Below are 21,597 nucleotides of genomic sequence, written 5' to 3'. Positions count from 1 at the left end.
TGTAATAATTAAAGAGTTAAATTGTTCCAGCCTTTACGGTATTCGCGTTTTACAAACTGGTTTGCTTCATCGAAGTTGGTCACTTTCATATTATCGTTATCCCATAACATTTTCGTGTACCTGCCCGGATAAGTAATTTTATCATTTACCGTTTTCTGGATATCAAAACTTCTGATCGCCAGGTTGGCCATTAATAAAGCTTCGGTTAAAGGACCAGCAATTTCGAATGGAGAACTTACTTCTTGTTTGCCATAACCGGCAATTGCAGCCTCAACCCATTGTTTGTAGTGTCCGTTTGCGCCATCTGGTACGCGGGCGTATTTTGGTGCAACCTTAATGTCTTTATTTTTACTTAAAGGCAATAATTTTGGATTTGCACTATACGTTTCAGACATCATTTTGCCTTTTGTGCCGATAAACAGGGTGCCGTTACCGCCATCACCAAAAGTTTCGTTTGCTTCTAATTCTTCCGGGCGTTCTGGCTGGATACCACCATCCATCCAATGTAAAGTAACATCACCTTTTGTTTTATTCGTTTTAGGGAATTTTAAGGTAACATGGCTTGATGGAGGGCAGCTTTCAGGGAAATAACCGCGTTTAAATTCATCTACATAAACAGAACCTACACTTGCCTGAACCTCTTTGGCGTATTTTAAATTTAATACACTAAAAGGAGCTTCGATTAAGTGACAGCCCATATCGCCCAAAGCGCCAGTTCCGTAATCCCACCAGCCACGCCAGTTAAATGGAACCAATTTATCAACATAATCCTTTTCAGGAGCTGTTCCCAACCATAAATTCCAGTCTAATTCGTTAGGAATTTCTGCTTTTTTGTTTGGCCATGGAATACCTTGTGGCCATACCGGACGGTTTGTCCAGGCATAAACCGTGTGTACATCGCCGATTAAGCCAGCTTCATACCATTCCTTCATTTGGCGGGGACCGTCGTTTGATGCACCTTGATTACCCATTTGCGTAACCACTTTATATTTTTTTGCTGCTGCGGTTAGAATCCGCGCTTCATAAATATCGTGTGTTAAAGGCTTTTGAACGTAAACATGTTTGCCCAGCTGCATGGCGGCTAAAGCCTGGATGGCATGGTTATGATCGGGAGTAGAAACAGAGACAGCGTCGATGTTTTTATGTTCTTTATCCAACATCTCGCGCCAATCTTTATAGTATTTTGCTTTAGGGAAAGCTTTTACACTATTGGCTGCACGGCGATCGTCTACATCACACAGAAAAGCGATATCTGCTTTTCCACTTTTGTAAAACATATCTAAATCGCTTTGACCTTTTCCGCCAACACCAATGCCGGCAACTAATAGGCGATCGCTCGGTGCTAAATAACCTGTCCCGCCCAAAACATGGCGCGGAACAATCATAAAGGCAGCGGCAGCGATTGCTGAAGTTTTAATAAAATCACGACGGTTACTCGTGCTTTTATTTTCTTGCTCTGTTTTCATATTTAGTAAATCGATTTGCTAACGGAATTCGACTATTTTTTCTTTAAAGATAAAATATACTTTACCATTAATTTTGCGTCGTCTTTTTTAAGCGTGGCATGAGCGGTCATTGGCATATTGCCCCAAACCCCGGTTCCACCTTTAATAATTTTATCCGCTAACATATTGATGTTTTTTTCTGTAGCCGGATATTTTTTTGCGATTTCTACGTATGCAGGACCGATAATTTTATTGGTTTTGTTGTGACAACCTAAACAATCTGATTTATTGATCAGTTTTTCACCTGGATTTGATTGAAACGTTGCATGGTTTGTTGTTGTTGCCGTTGCAAGCACGGTCTTCTCTTTCGCTAAATCGGCCTTTGAAAAGGACGCCATAAAAATGACTACAGCGCCTAAAATTAAAAATGTTTTTTTCATGTTGTGTGTGTTGTTTTTAATTGCATTCAAGCTTGCATAAGCGTTAACGTTCTATTATTGTTGCTTATGCAGGTTTTCATGTTGTGTGTGTTTTGTGTGTTGTTATTCTTGTAATCCTAATATTCTTTTATTAAAAGCGCTATCACTACCTGATGCCGCAAAATCATCAAATGCTTTATCAGTTACGTTAATGATATTCTTTTTGATAAATTCTGCACCTTCACGGGCCCCATCTTGCTGGTTTTTAATACAGCATTCCCATTCCATAACGGCCCAACCTTTAAAATCATATTGGGCTAATTTACTAAAAATGGTTTTAAAATCAACTTGTCCATCACCAGGTGAGCGGTAACGACCAGCGCGGTTTGCCCAACTCTGGTATCCACCAAAAGTGCCTTGTTTGCCCGTAGGATTAAATTCTGCATCTTTTACATGGAAGGCTTTGATGCGTTCGTGGTAAAAATCGATGTACTGAATGTAATCCAATTGTTGCAACACAAAGTGAGATGGGTCATACAATAAGCATGCCCGAGGGTGATTATTTACCGCAGCGAGGAACATTTCATAAGTTTCGCCATCAAATAAATCTTCTCCAGGGTGTATTTCATAACAAACATCTACACCACATTGATCAAATTCGTTTAAGATCGGTGTCCAGCGTTTTGCCAGTTCTGCAAAACCCTCTTCAACCAGGCCGGCCGGACGTTGTGGCCAAGGGTGGAAATACTGCCATAATAACGAACCACTAAAAGTTGCGTGTGCATTTAAACCCAGGTTTTGTGATGCTTTAGCCGCGTATTTCATCTGCTGTACAGCCCATTCTGTCCTGGCTTTTGGATTTTTGTGTACTTCTTTTGGTGCAAAAGCATCAAATAAGTCATCGTAAGCAGGGTGAACTGCCACCAATTGTCCTTGTAAGTGTGTAGAAAGCTCAGTAATTTCTAAACCGTAAGTGGCAATTTTACCTGTTAACTCATCAGCATAGGTTTTGCTTTCTGCCGCTTGTTTGAGATCAATAAAGCGGGCATCAAGTGTTGGCATCTGGATGCCTTTAAATCCCAAATCTGCAGCCCATTTGCAAATACTATCAAGTGAATTAAATGGAGCTTCGTCGCTTATAAACTGTGCTAAAAATACAGCTGGTCCTTTTATCGTTGTCATGCCGGAATTATATTTTATGGTCGAACCATTTTTGATCTGATTGGCCTGAAGCCACTACATTTTCAATAAATGCCATTCCTCTGATTCCATCTGAGGTGCCAGGGAAATCGAGCATTTCTTCAGTAGGTTGCTCATTGTTTAATTTTGCATCTACGGTTAGTGCAAAGTTTTTATAGATATTGGCAAATGCTTCTAAATAACCTTCAGGGTGACCGCCTGGTGTACGTGTATTGTGTTTTGCAAAACTTCCCATATAAGCATTACCGGTTCTATAGATCTGGGCCGGTGCATTTAACCACCTCACAATCATCGTATTTGGTTCCATCTGGTGCCATTCTAAACCACCTTTTTCGCCATAAACGCTGATTTTTAATGCATTTTCTTCGCCGGCAGCAATTTGTGAGGCCACCAATACGCCGTTGGCGCCATTATCGAATTTTAACAGTACGTTACCGTCATCGTCAATGGCTCTTCCTGGTACTACTATATTTAAATCGGCACAGAGTTTAGTGATTTTTAATCCAGAAATATATTCGGCAAGATTTGCTGCATGCGTACCTATATCTCCCATGCAACCGCTTTTTCCGGTTTTAGATGGGTCTGTACGCCAGGCAGCTTGAGCATTACCTTCGCGTTCAGAAAGTGTGCTTAACCAACCTTGAGGATATTCTACCACAATTTTACGGATAGTACCCAATTCGCCTTCGCTTACCATTTGTTTGGCTTGCTTAACCATTGGATAGCCAGAGTAAGTATGTGTTAAACAAAGGGTTAATCCTGTTTCTTCTACTTTCGCGTGAAGCTGTTTTGCTTCTTCTAAAGTTAAAGTCATTGGTTTTTCGATCACCACATTGAACCCTTTATCCAATGCCATTATTGCAGGTGCAAAGTGGGCAAAGTTTGGGGTAACAATGGTTACAAAATCAATTCTTTCGTCTGCCGGCAATTCACTTTCTTTTGTCAGCATTTCTTCGTAATTGTTGTATATCCTGTTATCGGGAAGAAAAAGCATTTTTCCAGATTCGTATCCAACTTCAGGATTTACACTTAAAGCTCCGGCAGATAATTCGATTAGGCCATCCATGTTAGCGGCCAAACGATGTACGGCACCGATAAAGGCGTCTTTTCCACCGCCTATCATGCCCATTCTTAATTTTCTTTTCATGTTATAAAAGGTGTGGGGTGTAAGGTGTAAGGTTTAGGGTGAATTTCCCCATACCTCAACTCTTAAGCCTTTCCCTATTTAGATATTGTTTTTTAATAAAGGTTTAAGGTGTAGGGATTAGGGATTAGACCTTACGCCTTTTGCCTTAAACCTTACACCTCATGTTTTAAACCTTTCTAGATATTCTTTTTCTTAAGTTCTTTTACTGCATAATCAGCAGCGCGCGCAGTTAGCGCCATAAATGTTAATGAAGGGTTTTGGCAAGCAATTGATGGCATACACGATCCATCAGTTACAAACACATTGTTTACTTCGTGCATCTGGTTCCATTTGTTCAGCACAGAAGTTTTTGGATCATTACCCATTCTGGCGGTACCCATTTCGTGGATAGCCATACCTGGATAACAGCCTGCATCGTATGTTTTGATGTTTTTGATGCCTGCTTTTTCCAACATTTCAGCAGCATCGTTCATCATATCCACGCGCATTTTTTTCTCATTTTCTTTGTATTCGCAATCAATTGCCAATACAGGCTGTCCCCATTTATCTTTTTTGGTTTTATCAATATAGACCTTGTTTTCATAGTAAGGTAACATTTCTCCGAAACCGCCTAATCCCATAGTCCATTTTCCAGGAGTGGTCATTTTTTGTTTCAGATCTGCACCAAATGATAATTCGGCCACATCATTTTGCCAGTTGCTTCTGCTCGCGCCGCCCTGGTAACCGAAACCACGTAAGTAATCGCGTTTATCATTACCAATGTTTTGATACCTTGGTACATAAATTCCATTTGCACGGCGGCCATAGGTATATTTATCATCAAAGCCTTCGGCCTCTCCGGATGCGCCGCAACGGAAATGGTGATCCATTAAGTTATGACCTAACTGGCCACTACCATTGCCCAATCCGTTTGGATGTGCTTCTGACGTTGAATTTAATAGTATAAATGTAGATGCTAGTGTAGAACCGTTTACAAAAATGATTTTAGCATAAAACTCCATTGTTTTGTTGGTTTCTGCATCAATAACCATTACACCTTTAGCTTTCTTGGTATCTTTATCATAAATTATGTGATTTACGATAGAGTACGGTCTTAGGGTTAAACGTTTAGTTGCCATTGCCGCAGGTAGGGTAGAAGACTGCGTACTAAAATAAGCACCAAATGGACAACCACGACTACAAAGGTTTCTGTATTGACAATTACCACGGCCTTTATGTGGAACAGTAAGGTTAGCCACACGGCCAATCATCATAATCCGTTCTCTTTTATAATGTTCTTCTATGCGTGATTTAACCGATTTCTCAACTATGTTTAGATCCATTGGCGGTAAAAAATCGCCATCCGGGCAAGTGGGCCAGTTCTCTTTAGAACCACTGATGCCAGCAAAACGCTCTGCATAATCGTACCATGGTGAAAGTTCTGCATAACGAACCGGCCAATCGCTTCCATGACCATCTTTTGCATTATCTTCAAAGTTATGGTCGCTTAAACGGTAACTCTGACGGCCCCACATTAAAGATTTACCACCCACGTGGAAACCACGGTACCAATCGAAACGTTTATCTTCGGTATATGGGCATTCTAAATCGTTTACCCACCATTTTTCGTTTGCTTCCTGGTATGGATAATCTCTTTTTTGTACCGGGTGGGTACGTTTTTGTTCTTCAGTAAGTTTACCTGCATGTTTAAAATCCCATGGATTTTTCATGGCATTTTCGTACCCGGTGATGTGCTCAATGTTCATCCCTCTTTCGAGCATGAGTACACGTAAGCCTTTTTCGGTAAGTTCTTTTGCAGCCCAGCCGCCACTAATCCCCGATCCTATAACAATAGCATCGTAAGTATTTTCTGCTTTTAAATTCGTATTTAAATTCATGATGTTTTGTAGTTGTTGTTAAGAGGTAGCCCAAGATCTTTGGCCAGGTTTTAAAGGCGCATTGCCGTCATATCGGCCCGGAATAAGGACATATTCCCTTGCTTTGGTACAACCAATTTCTGAAGAATAGTAACCGAGTAGCGTCAAATCTCGTGCGGTGATAAAAAAGTAGGCTAAATCTTTATTCTCTTCTGGTTGGCCATCTTTTTGAGCAAGTGCGATAGCCCTCAAATCGATCATTAATTTTTTGCGGTCGGCTGGTGTTAAAGTGATATAACTTTTCCCGAAATCTTTCTTTGATTTTGCCTGAAGATCTTTAAAGCCTTTTGCAAAGGAAGTTTGCATGGTGGCAGGGTAACAATCTTTCATCATCATCGGAATGAATTTCCCTAAACCTGCAGCTTTGGCTCCTGCTGATGATTTGGTTGTCGGGACAATGATATCAGCAAATTCTGCAAAAATCTTTTCGTCTTCAAGCGAATAGTTTACAAAGTTTTTTTCATTTTCGGGGAGCGTAAAACTTTCAAATAACACGCCCATTGTACTTGCCGAGATTGCTCCTCCCAACAAAAATGCAACGTTTTTGAGTGCTTCTCTTCTGTGCATCGTCTTTATGATTTTATATTTTGGTTACTTATGTGTTCAATTAGTAATATTAGAAAAAATATAACGTAAAGCGTAACTTTATTACGTTAATTTATCAGTTTGCAATATGATTGTTACCGTGTGGAATTGTTCTAAATAATGGATTATTTATAGCTTGACGATGATTTAGGCCGTGTTTTTATATCAATTTTACTTGGTGTAAAAACTACATTTAGTACAAGGGGGCACATTATTTGTCAAAAAATCTAGAAATGCAGATTTCTCTAGAAAAAAATCTGCCTAAAGTAGATTTTTTCTGATGTAATTATAACTTTCCGCAATACTTTCATAAGGTTCTTTTTTAATGATATCCTGTTCTGTAAAGATATAATCTACACCAGCCAATTTTGATTCTGCAAAAATACTTTTGAAATCAATCCTACCAGATCCTACTTCTACAAAAACGGCTTTATCCGTTTTGTCCATATCCTTAACATGAAACATTTTATAACGGCCAGGATTTTTCTTGAACATATCAACTGGGTTTAAACCAGCATTTACCGCCCAAAAGATGTCGAGTTCAAATCCAACCAGTTTGGGATCAGTTTCGTTAAGTAGGGTTTGGTAACCTGTAACGCCACTACCTTGATCTTTAAATTCGAAATTATGGTTATGGTAAGCCAATTTTAAGCCAGCTTTTTGACAAAGTTCGGCTGCCTGGTTAAATTTTGCAGCCATGCGTTTATAATCATCCAATGTTCCGTTGGCCCTGATATCTGTTGGTAAAGCAGGGATAACAAAATACTGCTGATTAACGGTGGACGCAGTTTCGATATGCGATTTTAACACTTTATCGTCGCCTGAGGATAAAAACTCCGTTACGTTATAATGTCCGCTGGGAGAGGAGAGACCATTGGCTTTTAATAATGCATTAAAATCTTTGGCTTCCAGTCCCCAGAATCCTTTTACTTCATATTTACCTGGATAGCCAAAATAGGTTTCAACCTGTTGATAGCCGATTTTGGCGACCTGTTCGATAGTGGTCTTTACATCTGCCGTTAGTTGTTCGCGTAGGGTGAAGAGACCGATCCCTATTTTTGAAATCTTGGACGATTGTGCTAAAGCTGTTGCAATAACAGATGGACTTAAAAAAGCTGCTGCTCCCGCATAGCTTACTTTTTGTAAAAATGATCTTCTTGTTGTCATGATGTTTTAGAATAAAAAAACCGGAGCGTAAACTCCGGTTTTATTTGTTAGAATGAATAAGCCAATGATCCCCAGAAAGTACGTTGAAGTAAAGTTCTGCCAATCATTAATTGACCAGGGGTTACAGTTGAGAAATCTCTGAACTGATCTCCACGAACATCGCCCTCGGTCAACACTTTTGCATTTAACAAGTTGTCTGCCCAAAATCTTATAGAAATCTTTTTAGTGAAATTATAGCCTGCACCTGCTTTCATTACCACATAGCTAGGTAATTCATAACTTTCGCTAGGTGAAGTAAAACGACTACCCACATAATTTGCCGCTACATATAGGTTAAAGTTTTTATAGTCATAGTTGGCCCCAAGTTCAGTGTTGAATACTGGAACACGTTCAGTTCTATTGCCTGTAAAGCTGTAAACACGATTGCCAAATTCGGCTGCAACAGCAGCGTTGCCGCTAGTATTTGCTTCATAATCGGTGTATTTAGAATCTTGTAATGTTCCGGTTAAACGTAAGCTCAGTGGTTTGGCAATTTTGTAAGAAACTTCATACTCGGCACTCCAGGTACGGGTAGAGCCAAAAGCTACCAATGCCTGCAGGCCTGAAGCAACTGTTGGAACGTTAATGGTTAATGAGGTGTTTTTAATTGCGGAGTAACTTCCCGATGCAAAAATGGCCAGGTTATTTTTTGCGTATTTAAAACCTACTTCACCTAAATAAACCGGACGTTTTTTAATGTTTGCCGCATTATACGCCGATGCATTATAATCACCAATGTTTGGTGCGTTGTAAGCTTTGGTTGCCCTGGCAAAAATACTTGATGTTGTGTTTATTTTGTAGTTTGCACCTACTGAAGCTGCCCAGTTGGTTAAAGTTTCATCATAGTGCGTGTAACCTAAAATTGTAGGGGTAGCACTGGCGGTGGCATTAACTGAACCATCTGCATTTGTTGCGTAATAAGGCCGGTCTCCTTTAACATTCTGATTGTCAATTCTGGCACCAATATCTAAACGCCATTTTTCGGATATTTTAATCTCGTCTCCTGCATAAACAGAAAGGGTTCTGGTATCGCCAATAAATGTATTTTTAGTTTGGATGGTACGCTCTGCCGCTGTTGGTGATTGCAATATAATGCTTGGGTGTTCTTTAAATTCGGTGAATGAACGGAAAGCATAACGTAAATCATCCCGGTTATATTGGTGAATGCCTAATCCGATGTTAAGACTATGCTCTTTTACTTTTTTTCTTAAATCCAGGTAATTAATGATCTGAACATCACTATTAATTTGTCCTTGTGCATTTGAGGTAATTACATAATCTCCAGCTACAAATGGTGCTGGTGAGCCTCCCGGGTAGTAGTAAGGTGTTGCAGCTGTTCTTGCTACAATTCCTGCCGGGGCAGTATAGGTAGAATTAGTATGTGTATTTTGGTAGCGGAAATTGTTAACAATCTGCCAGCCATTATCAGTTAAATAGTTGAGTTGGAAACCGCCCGATCCTAATTTGGTATGGATTCCGTCTGTTAAACTAAAATTATGCAGACCTGTTGTAGGGTCATTGTAGCTCCAGTCGGTTTGCACCGGTGTAATGGATTGGGAAGCCATATTGTAATCGCGGTAAGTGGTTGGTTTCCCGGTACCATCGTATGGATAATAACTGGTGAGCAGGAACTGAACTTTATCATTCAGGTATTTGCCGTAAACGCGGATAAAACCTTTATTGTTTTTAAAGTTAAATGTCATGTTGCATTTAATCTGTCCACCCTGGTTGGCCGGATTAAAACCCTGATCTACCACACCATTATCGGTACGGTAAAAACCACCGATATTGTATTTGATCTGATTATTTATTTTACCGCCGGTATTGCCATCAAACCGATACAGACCTTGTGAAAAACCTGTGGTAAACTTAAATTGGCCATACTGTTTATCTGCGCCCACATAACTGATGTTATTAACAACAGCGCCAGGGGTATTTGCCTGCACAATGGAGGCATTGCCGCCCCTTATGGCTTCGATGTTTTGAATGGTTAAATCTGTTTTATAATATTGATCTACAGAAGGGTTAGTATTGAAACCCGTTGGCAAAAGTGGTAAACCATCTTCTTGTATACCTAAAAAGATATAACCGCCCTGTTGTGGAAATCCCCTTACCCAAACATTGCCCGGACCATCGCCACCGGTACTTTCTACGGTTAACCCTGGTATAGCTTTTAATAAATCGGTGCTGTTTAAAGGCGCCCTGTTGGTGATATCTTTATTACTTACCGAAGTTAATGCTACGCTGCTTTCTAATTTTTTCTTTGGATTACCACCGGTTACCATTACACTTTCCAGTTGCAGATTATCTTCTGATAGGCTGATACTGAGGTTTTCATCAGCATTGCCTGGTGATAGGTTTACTTCTTTAGAGATGAAGCCTACGTACCTTACCACGAGTACGCGGCTATCAACAGTGAGGCCTTTTAAAGCAAAAGCACCATTTTCATCGGTTGTTGTACCTATAGATTTTCCTTTAACGGTAACCGAAACACCTGGGATAGGATTCCCTTTACTATCGGTTACTTTGCCGGTTACGATGCCTTCGAAAGCTTTTAAGAGTTCGAGGTTGTTATTGGCGGGAATAGAATAGAGCAAAATCTGATCTTTAACTATCCTATATCCCACGTCATAACGTTTTAGCGAATTCTCAAGAAAGTATTTAAGCTTTTGATTAACCACATTAATAGAAACTTTACGGTTAGAGTTTATTAATTGTGGACTGTAAACAAATTTAACATTGGCTAAGTGTTCTGTTTTTTCAATAATGGTTTTAATATCTGTTTGGTCGGCTTTAATCGAAATAGGTATATTCAAAAAGTCTTGTGCGCCTACATTATTTGCAAATGCAGCACAGGTAAAAATTATTATTGCAAGTATTTGGTAAATCGAAACTCTCATTGCATATATCGCCAGCGAAATAAGTTGTTTTTTTTTCATAAATTTGGTTATTGTTCATTAAATGATTGGATTTATTGGACATAGAAATACCATGAATACATTTCTGATGTATTTAACTCGCCGGCAATGCCCCACATTGTCGGCTTTGTTTTTAGAAAAATATTATGGAGAATGAAGCCGCGGTTATGGGCTGTTGGTGTTGTGGTTCTGTTTCGTCATGTTTATGTATTTGGTTAGTTTTTATTGGAAACCACAATGCTGGTTCCTTTGATATAATATTTGCTTGATATGGTTCCGCAAATCAGGTCGAGCTGCTCATACAGCCCTTTCTTACTCAAATCTCCTGTAAAAGTATAGGTCAAAATCTGCTCATTATCCGATTTTATCTCTATGCCATAAGCTTCAGATAAGGTTTTGAAAATTTCTTTAATACTTTCTTCTTTAAAATTGTAGCTCAAACTTGTGGGTATGTTGTAGGCTTCGGCCAATGGAATAGGCTTGCTTACCAATGTTTTATTTAATTTGTGGTCGGCAAAAATGCCCTTTTGGTTTGGTGTTAACAAAATGGGTTTAGCCACATTCTCTTTGGTAAAACTGGATAGTGAGCTTTTCTGATTTTCGGCTACCTGAACTTTTCCTGTCCTTACCGCAACCTGAGCGGGAAGTTTATCTGTTGATGATTTTACCCAAAAGCTGGTCCCCAAAACGCGAACAACCAATTTTTGATTATACACATAAAACGGACGCGTAGGATTTTTACTTACAGAGAAAAAAGCACTTCCTTTTAAATAAACTGTTCTTTTGTTGGCCGCAAAAACTTTAGGGTAAATAATGTTTGCCTGTGGTTTAAGGGTTACTGTGCTTTCATCACTGAGCGAGATCACCAGGCTGCTATCGCTGTCGTTGGTTTTGCTGATTAAGCTTAATCCTTCATTTTCATTTATAAAAGACTGCTCGGCATGGTTGTAATTTTTTAAATATAAACCGGCAATAAAAAAGGCAATAATAATAGATGCTGCTACAGCGAATTTTGGCCAAAGCTTTTTAACTTTTAAAGTTTTGGTTGGTTTATGCTCAATATTATTGATGCCTATCCAGGTATTCAGCTGCATTTCTTCGAGCGCAGTTGACGATAAATCTTTAAAATTCTGGTTATTTAAGTTATGATACCATTGATCTACCCATCGCTTTTCGGCTTCAGTACAATGTCCATTTTGATAACGGCTTAGTAAATCGTAAAATGATTTCTGGTTCATAAAAGAATATTTGGCTTTATACTATACAAGTAACACAACAGCGGCAAAACCCTAAATTGACAGGTGAAAAAAAGCAAATAAAAATTTAAGTAACTGATTTTCAGTTATAAAAAGATATAAAAGTTTTTAATATATTCTTTTATTCTTTTGATAGATTGCGTGATATGGTATTCTACAGTTTTTTCGGAGATGTTTAAACCAGCAGAAATATCTTTGGTAGATTGGTGTTGATAACGGCTTAGCCTGAAGATTTCCTGAGTTTTTTCTGGTAGCGAATTAATGCCTTCTTCGATAATGGATGAGAGGTCGTGAAGATCGACCAGGTTTGCGGTATCTTGATGGTTTTCTGAATAGGTTAGGGTTTGGTACTCCATGTACTTATTCTGCATCACCTGGCGCCTGATGTGGTTAATTACACTTAACTTAAGCGCACCGAATAGATAGGACTGGAGATTGTTGATCTGCGCTTCATGCCTTTTTTCCCAAAGAGAGATAAAGATATTTTGTACCAGTTCTTCCGCAATGACTTCATCACCCGTTTTTTTGTAGGCGGCCAATAAAAGCTCATTACTATAGGTAAAGTATATTCTTTCGTAAGCCTGCTTATCGCCTAGCTTAAGACGCTTCAGTAAATCTTCAGATTTTTCAGGCGCTTGGTGAGTCATTAATTATTTGGTTATGCAATATACGTGTAGTAAATGTATAAAATTTATGTTTAAGTTCACAGATAGCGGTTTACAGTTCGCAATTTGCAGTTTATAATTTAACAATTAATCTTTGCTCAATAGTTTTCAGTTCACAATTTGCTTGATCTGTTTAACAATTAACCAGTTTATATCATTAACTGATTAACCCCTTCTCAAAATATTTTATTGCCTTTTATCTCATTTTTTTACCTTTGCTCAATCTCAAAAAAAATATGCAGGAAAAAATTGTTGTTTTAGGCTCTAACGGGCAAATTGGCACCGAGTTGGTAACTATGTTACGTAAAATATATGGTGATGATCATGTTGTTGCATGCGATATACGCAGGCCGGATTATGACATTAAAAACGCTGCACCATTCGAATTTGTGAATGTACTTGATAAAGAAATGATCAATGGCATTTTCCATAAATACAGACCAACACAGGTTTACCTATTGGCAGCTTTATTATCTGCTACGGGTGAACAAAATCCAAAACTGGCCTGGGATTTAAATATGAACGGTTTATTGAATGTGTTAGATTTAGCTTTAGAATATAAAACGGCAAAGGTATACTGGCCAAGTTCTATTGCAGTATTTGGACCAAATTCACCTAAGGATAATACCGCTCAATATTGTATAATGGATCCGAATACCGTTTATGGGATCAGTAAACTTGCTGGTGAGCGCTGGTGCGAATATTACAACCAAAAATACGGATTGGATGTACGTAGTATCCGTTACCCGGGATTGATTAGTTGGAAAGCTGCCCCAGGAGGTGGAACAACAGATTATGCGATTCATATTTTTCATGATGCGTTGAGAAAGGGGAGTTACCAAAGTTTCTTAAATGCGGAAACAGAATTGCCTATGATGTATATGGATGATGCGATCCGCGGAACAATCGAGTTGATGGATGCACCAGCAGATCAGATTTCGGTGCGGAGCAGTTATAATTTTGGTGGGGTAAGTTTTACACCTGAGGTTTTAGCTGCTGAAATCAGAAAACATATTCCAGATTTTACACTAACTTACGCAACTAATGATCCACGTCAGCAGATTGCAAACAGCTGGCCACGCTCTATTGATGATAACTATGCTGCAAAAGATTGGGGATGGAAACCAGAATTCGATTTATCGAAACTAACAACTGACATGTTAAATAATTTAAAAAAATAATATAAAGGTAGAAGGTTTGAAGGTTGAAGGCGTAAGGTCTCAAATCTCACATCTCATATCTCAATACTAAAATAATGGGAAGAGCATTCGAATTTAGAAAAGAGAGAAAATTTAAGCGTTGGGCCAAAATGGCGGTTCAGTTTACGCGTATTGGTAAGGATATTGTAATGGCGGTTAAGGAATCAGGACCTCATCCCGAAACCAACTCCCGTTTACGTACAGCAATACAAAATGCGAAAGCGGTAAATATGCCAAAAGATAGGGTAGAGGCGGCAATTAAGCGTGCTTCTGATAAATCGATGGCCAATTACGAGGAAATTGTATATGAAGGATATGCACCTCACGGTGTAGCGGTTTTAATTGAAACAGCTACCGATAATACTAACCGTACCGTAGCAAACGTGCGCAGCTATTTTAACAAAACTGATGGCTCATTGGGCAAAACCGGATCATTGGACTTTATTTTTAACCGTAAATCTATTTTCCGTTTTGTGCCTACCGAAGGTTTAGACCTGGAAGAATTAGAGTTCGAATTAATTGATGCTGGTTTGGAAGAACTTTATGTGGAGGCCGATGAGGAAGGAAATGATATCGTGGTAGCTCAGGGTGCATTCGAAAACTTTGGTTCCTTACAAAAAGCTTTAGAAGAGAAAGGCATTGAACTGAAAAGTTCAAAACTGGAGCGTATTGCTTTATCACACCATGAGGTTACAGAAGAGCAAGCTGCTGATGTATTAAAACTGATCGATAAGTTGGAGGAAGATGATGATGTGCAAGCGGTTTACCACAATATGGCTGAGTAATAGCAACTGATATTTATTGATAAAGGCTTGGGGATTTTCTTCAGGCCTTTTTTGTATTTAGACCTCGCAGGTTTTTAAAACCTGCGAGGTTTGATTTGTCTACTATTTCTTATGCGAAAATAGCCAGCTCAACAACTCTGGTTCGGCAAATGCACTATCCCAGCTATTGTGGTTGGCGTTAGGGTAAAGTGTAAATTTCACCTCGTCACCAACACTTTTTAGTCGTTCGGCAATGGCAATAGATAATGCCGGATCTACAATATCATCTTTAGCGCCATGAAAAATCCAAAGCGGCACATTCTGATATTTTTTAATGTTATTGGTATTGTCGCCACCACAAATAGCAATCGCTCCAGCAAATTTGCGGCGTTCTCTCCTCAGCAGCTCGTAGGTACCCATAGCGCCCATTGATAGGCCGCCAACATAAACCTGATCTTTATTTACATATGGCTTTTTAAGAAAATCTTTGATCATGCCCTGTAAGGCATGCATTACTTTGGTAGGTTTGCCACCTTCTACAAAACTGATCTTCCTTTTGCCATTGGCATCTCTGTCAAAATTGGCATTGGCCCAAAAATCATTTTGTGGACATTGAGGGAAAACTACAATGGCAGGAAAGTTCTTGCGAACATCACTCTTTAAAAATAATTTTCCACCATGTACCAGTTGGCTGGCATTATCATTGCCCCTTTCTCCACTTCCGTGTAAAAAGAAAACGATCGGATATTTTTGCTCAGGATTAAAATTCTCTGGAAATAAAACCCTGTAATAAATAGAATCTTTTCCTTTAATAAAACTTCCCCTGTCGTATTTTTTTAAGTCTTGAGCGTTTAAAAAGAGTACAGGAAAAAGAATGCAAATGGTTAGAATAATCTTTTTCATCTGTTTATTTATTAATGAGTTGTGTTTTGTTTTGTCCGGTATTGCAGCCTATAAGCTCAATTTGTTAATAATGAGAACGAAGCTATCATAACTTCTTAGTAGTTGTGTTTTTGGAAATTATAATAGTTTCATTCAACAAAAATAAAAAACCCTGGCTACTTTACAATAGCTCAGGGTTTATAACCAAACCTAATGGTCTTATTTCAACGTAAAAGATGCTTCTTTTACATCGCGTGAATTTGTACCAATAAATACCTTGAAATCGCCAGGTTCTGCAACGAATTTAAGATCTGAATTGTAAAATTTAAGGTCGTTCTCAGAAATATTGAAAGTAACGGTTTTACTTTCTCCAGCTTTTAAATTAATCTTTTGGAAACCTTTTAGCTCTTTTATCGGGCGGGTAATGCTTCCAACAAGATCCTGGATATATAACTGAACAACTTCTTTACCTTCGTATTTACCTGTATTGCTTAACGTAACGGATGCTGTGATCGATTTTCCTTTGCTTAAGGTATTTGCACTCAATTTAAAATCACTATAATTAAATGATGTATAGCTTAAACCAAAACCAAAAGGATACAATGGATCATTGCTTACGTCTAAATAGTTGGAACGGAATTTTTCGAACCATTTACCTTCAGCCAATGGGCGACCTGTATTTTTATGGGCATAATACAACGGCACCTGACCTACGTTTTGAGGAAAAGTTGCACTTAGTTTTCCGGATGGATTAACATCGCCAAAAAGTACATCGGCAATTGCATTTCCTGCTTCGCTGCCTGGGAACCATACATTTAAGATAGCCGGAATGTTTTGCTGTTCCCAATTCAATGCCAACGGACGGCCTGTAAACAATACCAATACTACTGGCTTGCCAGTTTTAGCCAAAGCTTTTAAAAGGTTTTTCTGTGTTTCAGGAATCTGGATATCAGTTACACTGCTGCTTTCGCCCGTAAATTCAGAACCTTCGCCAATCGTAGCCACAATAACATCTGATTTTTTAGCTACTTCTAAAGCTTCTTTGATCATTTCAGCTTCTGTACGCGGATCACGTTTGTATGTTGGATTGTGGATGTTTACATAACGCTGCTCCATAGCCGAATCGGCTAAAAAATTAGCACCACGTGCGGTTAAAATCCTTGCTTTATCACCCAGTGCATTTTTTAAGCCTTGAAGTACAGTTACCGATTGATCAAAAAGGGCAGCAACACTCCAGGTACCGTACATATTAGCGGTATTATCTGCCAATGGGCCAATTAAGCCAATGGTACCTGATTTTTTTAATGGAAGTACATTATTGTTATTTTTCAAAAGCACAAAACTTTCTGTTGCAACTTCGCGTGCCACCTGGCGGTTAGCCGGACTAAAAACCTCTTTTGCTGCTCTTTCAGTATTGCAAAATTTAAATGGATCTGTAAATAAACCCAATTTGTATTTTGCCTGAAGCACTAACCGGCAGGCTCTATCGATCTGCGCCATACCGACTTTTTTCTCAGCCAATGATTTTTTTAAAGTACCTAAAAAGCCTTCACCTACCATATCCATATCAATACCTGCATTTAAAGCCAAAGCAGAAACAGTTTGCAGATCACCCATGCCATGTGCAATCATTTCAGGAATACCGGTATAATCGGTCACCACAAAACCTTTAAACCCCCATTGATTCCGTAAAACATCCGTCATTAACCATTTGCTTCCAGTAGCCGGAATGCCATCAACTTCGTTAAAAGAAGCCATAATGCTGGCTGCACCTGCATCAACAGCGGCTTTATAGGGTGGGAAATATTCATTGTACATCCGTACTTTACTCATATCTGTGGTGTTATAGTCTCTACCAGCTTCAGCTGCACCATAAAGCGCATAATGTTTTACACAGGCTAAAATTTCATTGTTGGCCTGTAGTTTTCCCTGGTAGCCTTTTACCATTGCTGCGGCAATTTGTGAGCCTAAATAAGCATCTTCACCGCTTCCTTCTGAAATACGGCCCCAGCGTGGATCTCTTGAAATATCAACCATAGGCGAGAAAGTCCAGTTAATCCCACTAGCACTGGCTTCTATTGCTGCTATACGGGCCGATTTTTGCACGGTGGCCATATCCCAGATACAGCTAACGCCCAAAGGGATGGGGAAAACGGTATTGTATCCATGGATCACGTCCATTCCGAAAAGCAATGGGATTTTCATACGGCTGTTTTCAACCGCTATTTTTTGTACCGCTTTAATCTTTTCAACCCCCTTGATGTTGAATAAACCACCAACTTGTCCGGCTTTAATTTTTTTAGAAATGTCGCTGCTGTTTGCCTGTCCTGTGGTAATATCGCCAGAACTTGGCAAATTCAGCTGCCCAATTTTTTCATCAACGGTCATTTTCGCCATCAGGTTGCTGATGAAGCTGTTCATCTTTGCTTCTTCTACAGAAACAGGTTTTTTGGTCTGTGCCGATCCGTTCAGTACAAACAGGGTTAAAAAAACAACCAGGATATTCGCTCTCTTCATTATATATGTGTTTTATTCTTTTTATTAGCTGGCGCTCGTTTTCAACGAGTGCCTGAATAGCTTTACGATTTTATCGTGTTTAACCATTAATCGCTTAAAGCGATTCTTTATTTTCACACTCGTTGCAAACGAGCGTGGGCATTTATTTTAATCAACTTTCTTAACCTCGGTTTTTACCGATACGCCGTTCTCGTTTATTGCTTCTATAGAAAAATAATAAGCTTTCTGGCTGTCCATTGCTTTGAACCAGTACTCATTAAAATCGTGGATCATAATGCAGTTGTACAGTTTGTCAGGTGCAGTGCCGTAATAAAGGTTATAGGCAAAGGCATTATCAACTGGCTCCCATTTAATGTAGGCACTGCGTTTATCTTTTTCCGTCCTTAAAACGATCAGATTTTTCACTTTTGCGGGTTTCTCACCATTTCCGTTACCAAAAACGCGTAATCCACTAATGGCAAATTTTCCGGTAGGCATGTGGATGTTTACAATTTTAATGAACCTCGTTTTAACTGGTTTCTGGAGTTCAATGTAGTCATGTGGAACATCTGTTTTATTCTGGCTTTTATCAACAAGCATGCTCCATTTTTTTCCATCTGTTGAGGAAAGAATTTTATATTGATGATAAATTCCTATCTGTTTTCCTAAAAATTCAGCATCCTGATCAGCATAATTGATCTGGATAGCGTTAACGGTTGCAAGACTGCCCAAATCAGTCTGGATCCATTCGCCATTATTTGCTGTTTTGGCACTCCAATAGGTTTTAATGTTTTCGTCAACCGCATTATTGGCGTTAAAGCCGCCAAGGGTAGAGGAGACGGTTACCGGTTTTTTGTAGTTAATGAGCATCCAGCCAGGCCCGGCAGGTCCGCCTTCTTTTCTTTCTGAAGGTAAATAAAGTGGATAATCGCCAAAGGCAGTATTGGTCCACATTACGTCGTCTTGATCAAAACCGGTTGGCCAGATCCCCATCCGGCGTTCCCAGGTATTTTTTACGCAGATAATGCTGGTAGAAATATGCCAATAATTTTTGCTATTGTCCTGAAAGGTTGCACCGTGACCTGCACCGCGGGAAAATCCTCCGCCTTTATAACTCAAAGGATCGGATTGTGGAGTTGTGGGCGTATCATAAAAAAGAGGTTTGGTACCCACTACCACGCCGTCTGAGTAGCCACTAAATTCAGTTCCAGGAGCACCATACTGGAAATAATATTTCCCATTATGTTTAGTCATCCAGGCACCTTCGGCAAAAGGATCGAGGAAAGTATCGTCCATATATTCGCCAAAACGCTGCCATCCATATCTCCAGCTCTGAAGTAAATACATTGGCATACGGGTACCTTTGGGTTTAAAAGTTTTGCGGTCTAATTCTACGCCGTACATAGGATAGTTGTTGCTGCTCCCATTGTACATGTAAAATTTACCATCATCGTCGGTAAAAAATGCTGGATCCCAGCCACCTATTTCTAAAGAATCAACCAAAGGAAACCATTTGTTGCCTTTAGGATCGGTGCTTCCCCACAGGGTAAAGTTTTTAGTATAGGTGCTGCCGAAAACCACCATCGTATCACCTACAATGCCTACTCCTGGTGCACAAAGTTCATCTCTGGTTTTATTCCATGGGCGAAGAAATTTTCTTTCGTGGAATTTCCAGTTCAGCATATCGGCACTGTGCCAGTAACCCCATTGGTTGGTGCTGAACAGATAGAAATCGCCTTTATAATTTACGATTACCGGATCGGCAGTGGCGCGGTGTTTTCCCCATTCTGTAAAAGATTCGAACGGTGTATAACCATAATCTATATTGATGGGATTGCAATAGGTTTTCTGTTTTTGAGCAAATACTGCTAAAAGTGAAATCAAAAATGAAACTGTAAGTATGGTTCTTTTCATAATATTACGCTGCATCAATTTTTTAGCTACAGATTCGAAGGTTACTTATTGCCCGATGATTTATAGACTATAAACTTCCAATCTTTTGTTATCAATATTCAAAAATCATATCTTCTCCGAACTTGATCTGTAAATAGGTGGTCGACCTTTATACATACCAGCTATTATTTATTTATTTCGGGGCTTTCAAATCCAAGTTTTGTTAATCCTTGTTTCACATCCTTATTTCCCATAAATAACTTCCATAGAAGGCCAGAACGGTAATTTTCAATCATGACCACCATTGGACCCTGGTCTATGCCTAAATACTTTTTAGGATACCAGTTATCTGTTTCAGAAAAAGCGTCGTAGAAGCCATATTTACCCCAAACTTTATCACCCAAATCTTCATAGAGGTGTCTGATTACCTTCATCGATTCTTTTGGGGTATAAGGTATAGAAGATATGGCCGCGGTAGGCGAAATTACACCGTAATCTTCCTGCAGACTATGCGCAGCATATCCTTTTACTGAATAACTGGCCGTTAAACCCCAGCTATTTTCTCCATAACCTTTAAATTTCTTTGGATTGGCCACGCAATAATCGTGTATGGCCAATGTTTGATTAACATTGTTTTGCCAATAATCGGCATAACGGTCCTTTAATCCTTTCGGATTTAAACCTAAATATGAATAGTGTGCCCAGAATAATGGACCCACAGAATTTTTTGCACCTTGATAATCTAACGGGATATGATGTCCATACAGATCGAAATTTGCCTTAATTGCTCCTCCTCTTGCCCAGCCTTCATGATAAACTTTGGCTGGTACGCCATGAGTAGGAGAAGAGGCTGCCATTACGTACATAATTAAACATTCGTTATAGCCTTTTACCGGGAAATCCATTTCCCAATTGTACTCTGGCGACCAATGCCAGTATAATACATTTTGGCCTCCATTGCGGTACCAGTTAAAATCAATGCCTTTCCAAAGTTCGTCAGCTTTTTTAGCTAAAGCTTTTTCGGCTGCCGTACCATTTTTATAATATTCGTTAATGCAGATCAATGCCTGTGCAACAAATGATGTTTCTACAAGATCGCCCCCATTGTCTTTTTGTCCGAATGGACGTACTTTACCTGTTTCGCCATAAATCCAGTGTGGCCATGCACCATGAAAGCGGTCGGCCCTGGATAGAAAATCCAATATTTTATTTAAGCGGTCTAAACCTTCTTTTTTGGTTACATACTTCCTGTCAATCCCGCTTAAAATCGCCATTAAGCCAAAGCCTGTGGCACCTGTCGCAACCGTACTTTTATCATTTTCGGGATATACATTATCCACATGGAAACGCTCCCTGCCTGCACCTGATGTGGGTTCTGCACCATCCCAAAAATATTGGAAAGTTTGTTTTTGAACGAGATCCAATAATTCAGCGTCGGAGAGATTCTTTTTGATCGTTAAATCGGGATCATCATTGGTACTTTTGCTTTTTACACAAGAAGCAAAAATTAAAACCGGACATAGGATCGCGATCAGTAAGTGCGTAATTTTATTGAGGATAATTTTTTGCATATGATTAATAAAGGAAAGGCTGCCGGCGATGACCG

At 39.3% G+C, this 21,597-nt stretch carries 16 protein-coding genes; 2 read left to right on the top strand and 14 right to left on the bottom strand.

What is annotated here, in order from left to right; translation table 11 throughout:
* Positions 1-8: 8 nt before the first annotated feature.
* The 10 genes from OQX63_RS16185 to OQX63_RS16140 form a co-directional block, all read right to left on the bottom strand.
* Positions 9-1,466, bottom strand: coding sequence for a Gfo/Idh/MocA family protein (locus tag OQX63_RS16185; RefSeq protein WP_265851863.1), 1,458 nt, complete (start codon positions 1,464-1,466; stop codon positions 9-11).
* Positions 1,467-1,498: 32 nt separating this feature from the next.
* On the bottom strand, positions 1,499-1,885 hold the full coding sequence (locus OQX63_RS16180) for a c-type cytochrome (RefSeq protein ID WP_265851862.1): 387 nt from the start codon (positions 1,883-1,885) through the stop codon (positions 1,499-1,501).
* A 102-nt stretch (positions 1,886-1,987) separates the two neighbouring features.
* On the bottom strand, positions 1,988-3,046 hold the full coding sequence (locus tag OQX63_RS16175; protein WP_265851861.1) for a sugar phosphate isomerase/epimerase family protein: 1,059 nt from the start codon (positions 3,044-3,046) through the stop codon (positions 1,988-1,990).
* A gap of 7 nt (positions 3,047-3,053) precedes the next feature.
* Positions 3,054-4,211 (bottom strand): Gfo/Idh/MocA family protein, encoded by a 1,158-nt coding sequence (locus OQX63_RS16170; RefSeq protein WP_265851860.1) that lies wholly within the window; start codon positions 4,209-4,211, stop codon positions 3,054-3,056.
* A gap of 176 nt (positions 4,212-4,387) precedes the next feature.
* Entirely contained in the window at positions 4,388-6,088 is a 1,701-nt protein-coding gene (locus OQX63_RS16165; RefSeq protein ID WP_265851859.1) for a GMC oxidoreductase, read from the bottom strand.
* Positions 6,089-6,106: 18 nt separating this feature from the next.
* Positions 6,107-6,694: a gluconate 2-dehydrogenase subunit 3 family protein gene (locus tag OQX63_RS16160; RefSeq protein WP_265851858.1), complete on the bottom strand. Its 588-nt coding sequence runs from the start codon at positions 6,692-6,694 to the stop codon at positions 6,107-6,109.
* Between the two features lie 279 nt (positions 6,695-6,973).
* Positions 6,974-7,879, bottom strand: a complete 906-nt coding sequence (locus OQX63_RS16155) for a sugar phosphate isomerase/epimerase family protein (protein WP_265851857.1) — start codon at positions 7,877-7,879, stop codon at positions 6,974-6,976.
* 47 nt (positions 7,880-7,926) lie between these two features.
* A complete protein-coding gene (locus OQX63_RS16150; RefSeq protein ID WP_265851856.1) occupies positions 7,927-10,857 on the bottom strand; it encodes a TonB-dependent receptor domain-containing protein in 2,931 nt (976 codons plus the stop codon).
* Between the two features lie 194 nt (positions 10,858-11,051).
* Positions 11,052-12,074: a FecR family protein gene (locus OQX63_RS16145; protein ID WP_265851855.1), complete on the bottom strand. Its 1,023-nt coding sequence runs from the start codon at positions 12,072-12,074 to the stop codon at positions 11,052-11,054.
* A 104-nt stretch (positions 12,075-12,178) separates the two neighbouring features.
* A complete protein-coding gene (locus OQX63_RS16140; protein ID WP_265851854.1) occupies positions 12,179-12,739 on the bottom strand; it encodes an RNA polymerase sigma-70 factor in 561 nt (186 codons plus the stop codon).
* Between the two features lie 254 nt (positions 12,740-12,993).
* Between OQX63_RS16140 and OQX63_RS16135 the strand changes: the two genes are divergently transcribed.
* A complete protein-coding gene (locus OQX63_RS16135) occupies positions 12,994-13,938 on the top strand; it encodes an NAD-dependent epimerase/dehydratase family protein (protein ID WP_265851853.1) in 945 nt (314 codons plus the stop codon).
* A gap of 74 nt (positions 13,939-14,012) precedes the next feature.
* Positions 14,013-14,741 carry a YebC/PmpR family DNA-binding transcriptional regulator gene (locus tag OQX63_RS16130; protein WP_265851852.1) on the top strand — a complete coding sequence of 243 codons (729 nt, stop codon included), beginning with the start codon at positions 14,013-14,015 and terminating at the stop codon, positions 14,739-14,741.
* Positions 14,742-14,843: 102 nt separating this feature from the next.
* Here OQX63_RS16130 and OQX63_RS16125 read toward each other — a convergent pair whose 3' ends face one another.
* The 4 genes from OQX63_RS16125 to OQX63_RS16110 form a co-directional block, all read right to left on the bottom strand.
* Positions 14,844-15,623 carry a prolyl oligopeptidase family serine peptidase gene (locus OQX63_RS16125; protein ID WP_265851851.1) on the bottom strand — a complete coding sequence of 260 codons (780 nt, stop codon included), beginning with the start codon at positions 15,621-15,623 and terminating at the stop codon, positions 14,844-14,846.
* A gap of 198 nt (positions 15,624-15,821) precedes the next feature.
* On the bottom strand, positions 15,822-18,119 hold the full coding sequence (gene bglX / locus OQX63_RS16120; RefSeq protein ID WP_265851850.1) for a beta-glucosidase BglX: 2,298 nt from the start codon (positions 18,117-18,119) through the stop codon (positions 15,822-15,824).
* 147 nt (positions 18,120-18,266) lie between these two features.
* Positions 18,267-20,012 (bottom strand): discoidin domain-containing protein, encoded by a 1,746-nt coding sequence (locus tag OQX63_RS16115; RefSeq protein ID WP_265851849.1) that lies wholly within the window; start codon positions 20,010-20,012, stop codon positions 18,267-18,269.
* A gap of 164 nt (positions 20,013-20,176) precedes the next feature.
* The gene (locus OQX63_RS16110) at positions 20,177-21,562 is read right to left on the bottom strand and encodes a glucoamylase family protein (RefSeq protein ID WP_265851848.1); all 1,386 of its coding nucleotides are present in this window, start codon (positions 21,560-21,562) and stop codon (positions 20,177-20,179) included.
* Positions 21,563-21,597 lie beyond the last annotated feature (35 nt).

The sequence above is a fragment of the Pedobacter sp. PF22-3 genome, from assembly GCF_026239555.1.
GTDB lineage: Bacteria > Bacteroidota > Bacteroidia > Sphingobacteriales > Sphingobacteriaceae > Pedobacter.
The sequence above is the reverse complement of the archived record's forward strand: the minus strand, read 5'-3'. Positions and strand labels throughout refer to the sequence as shown.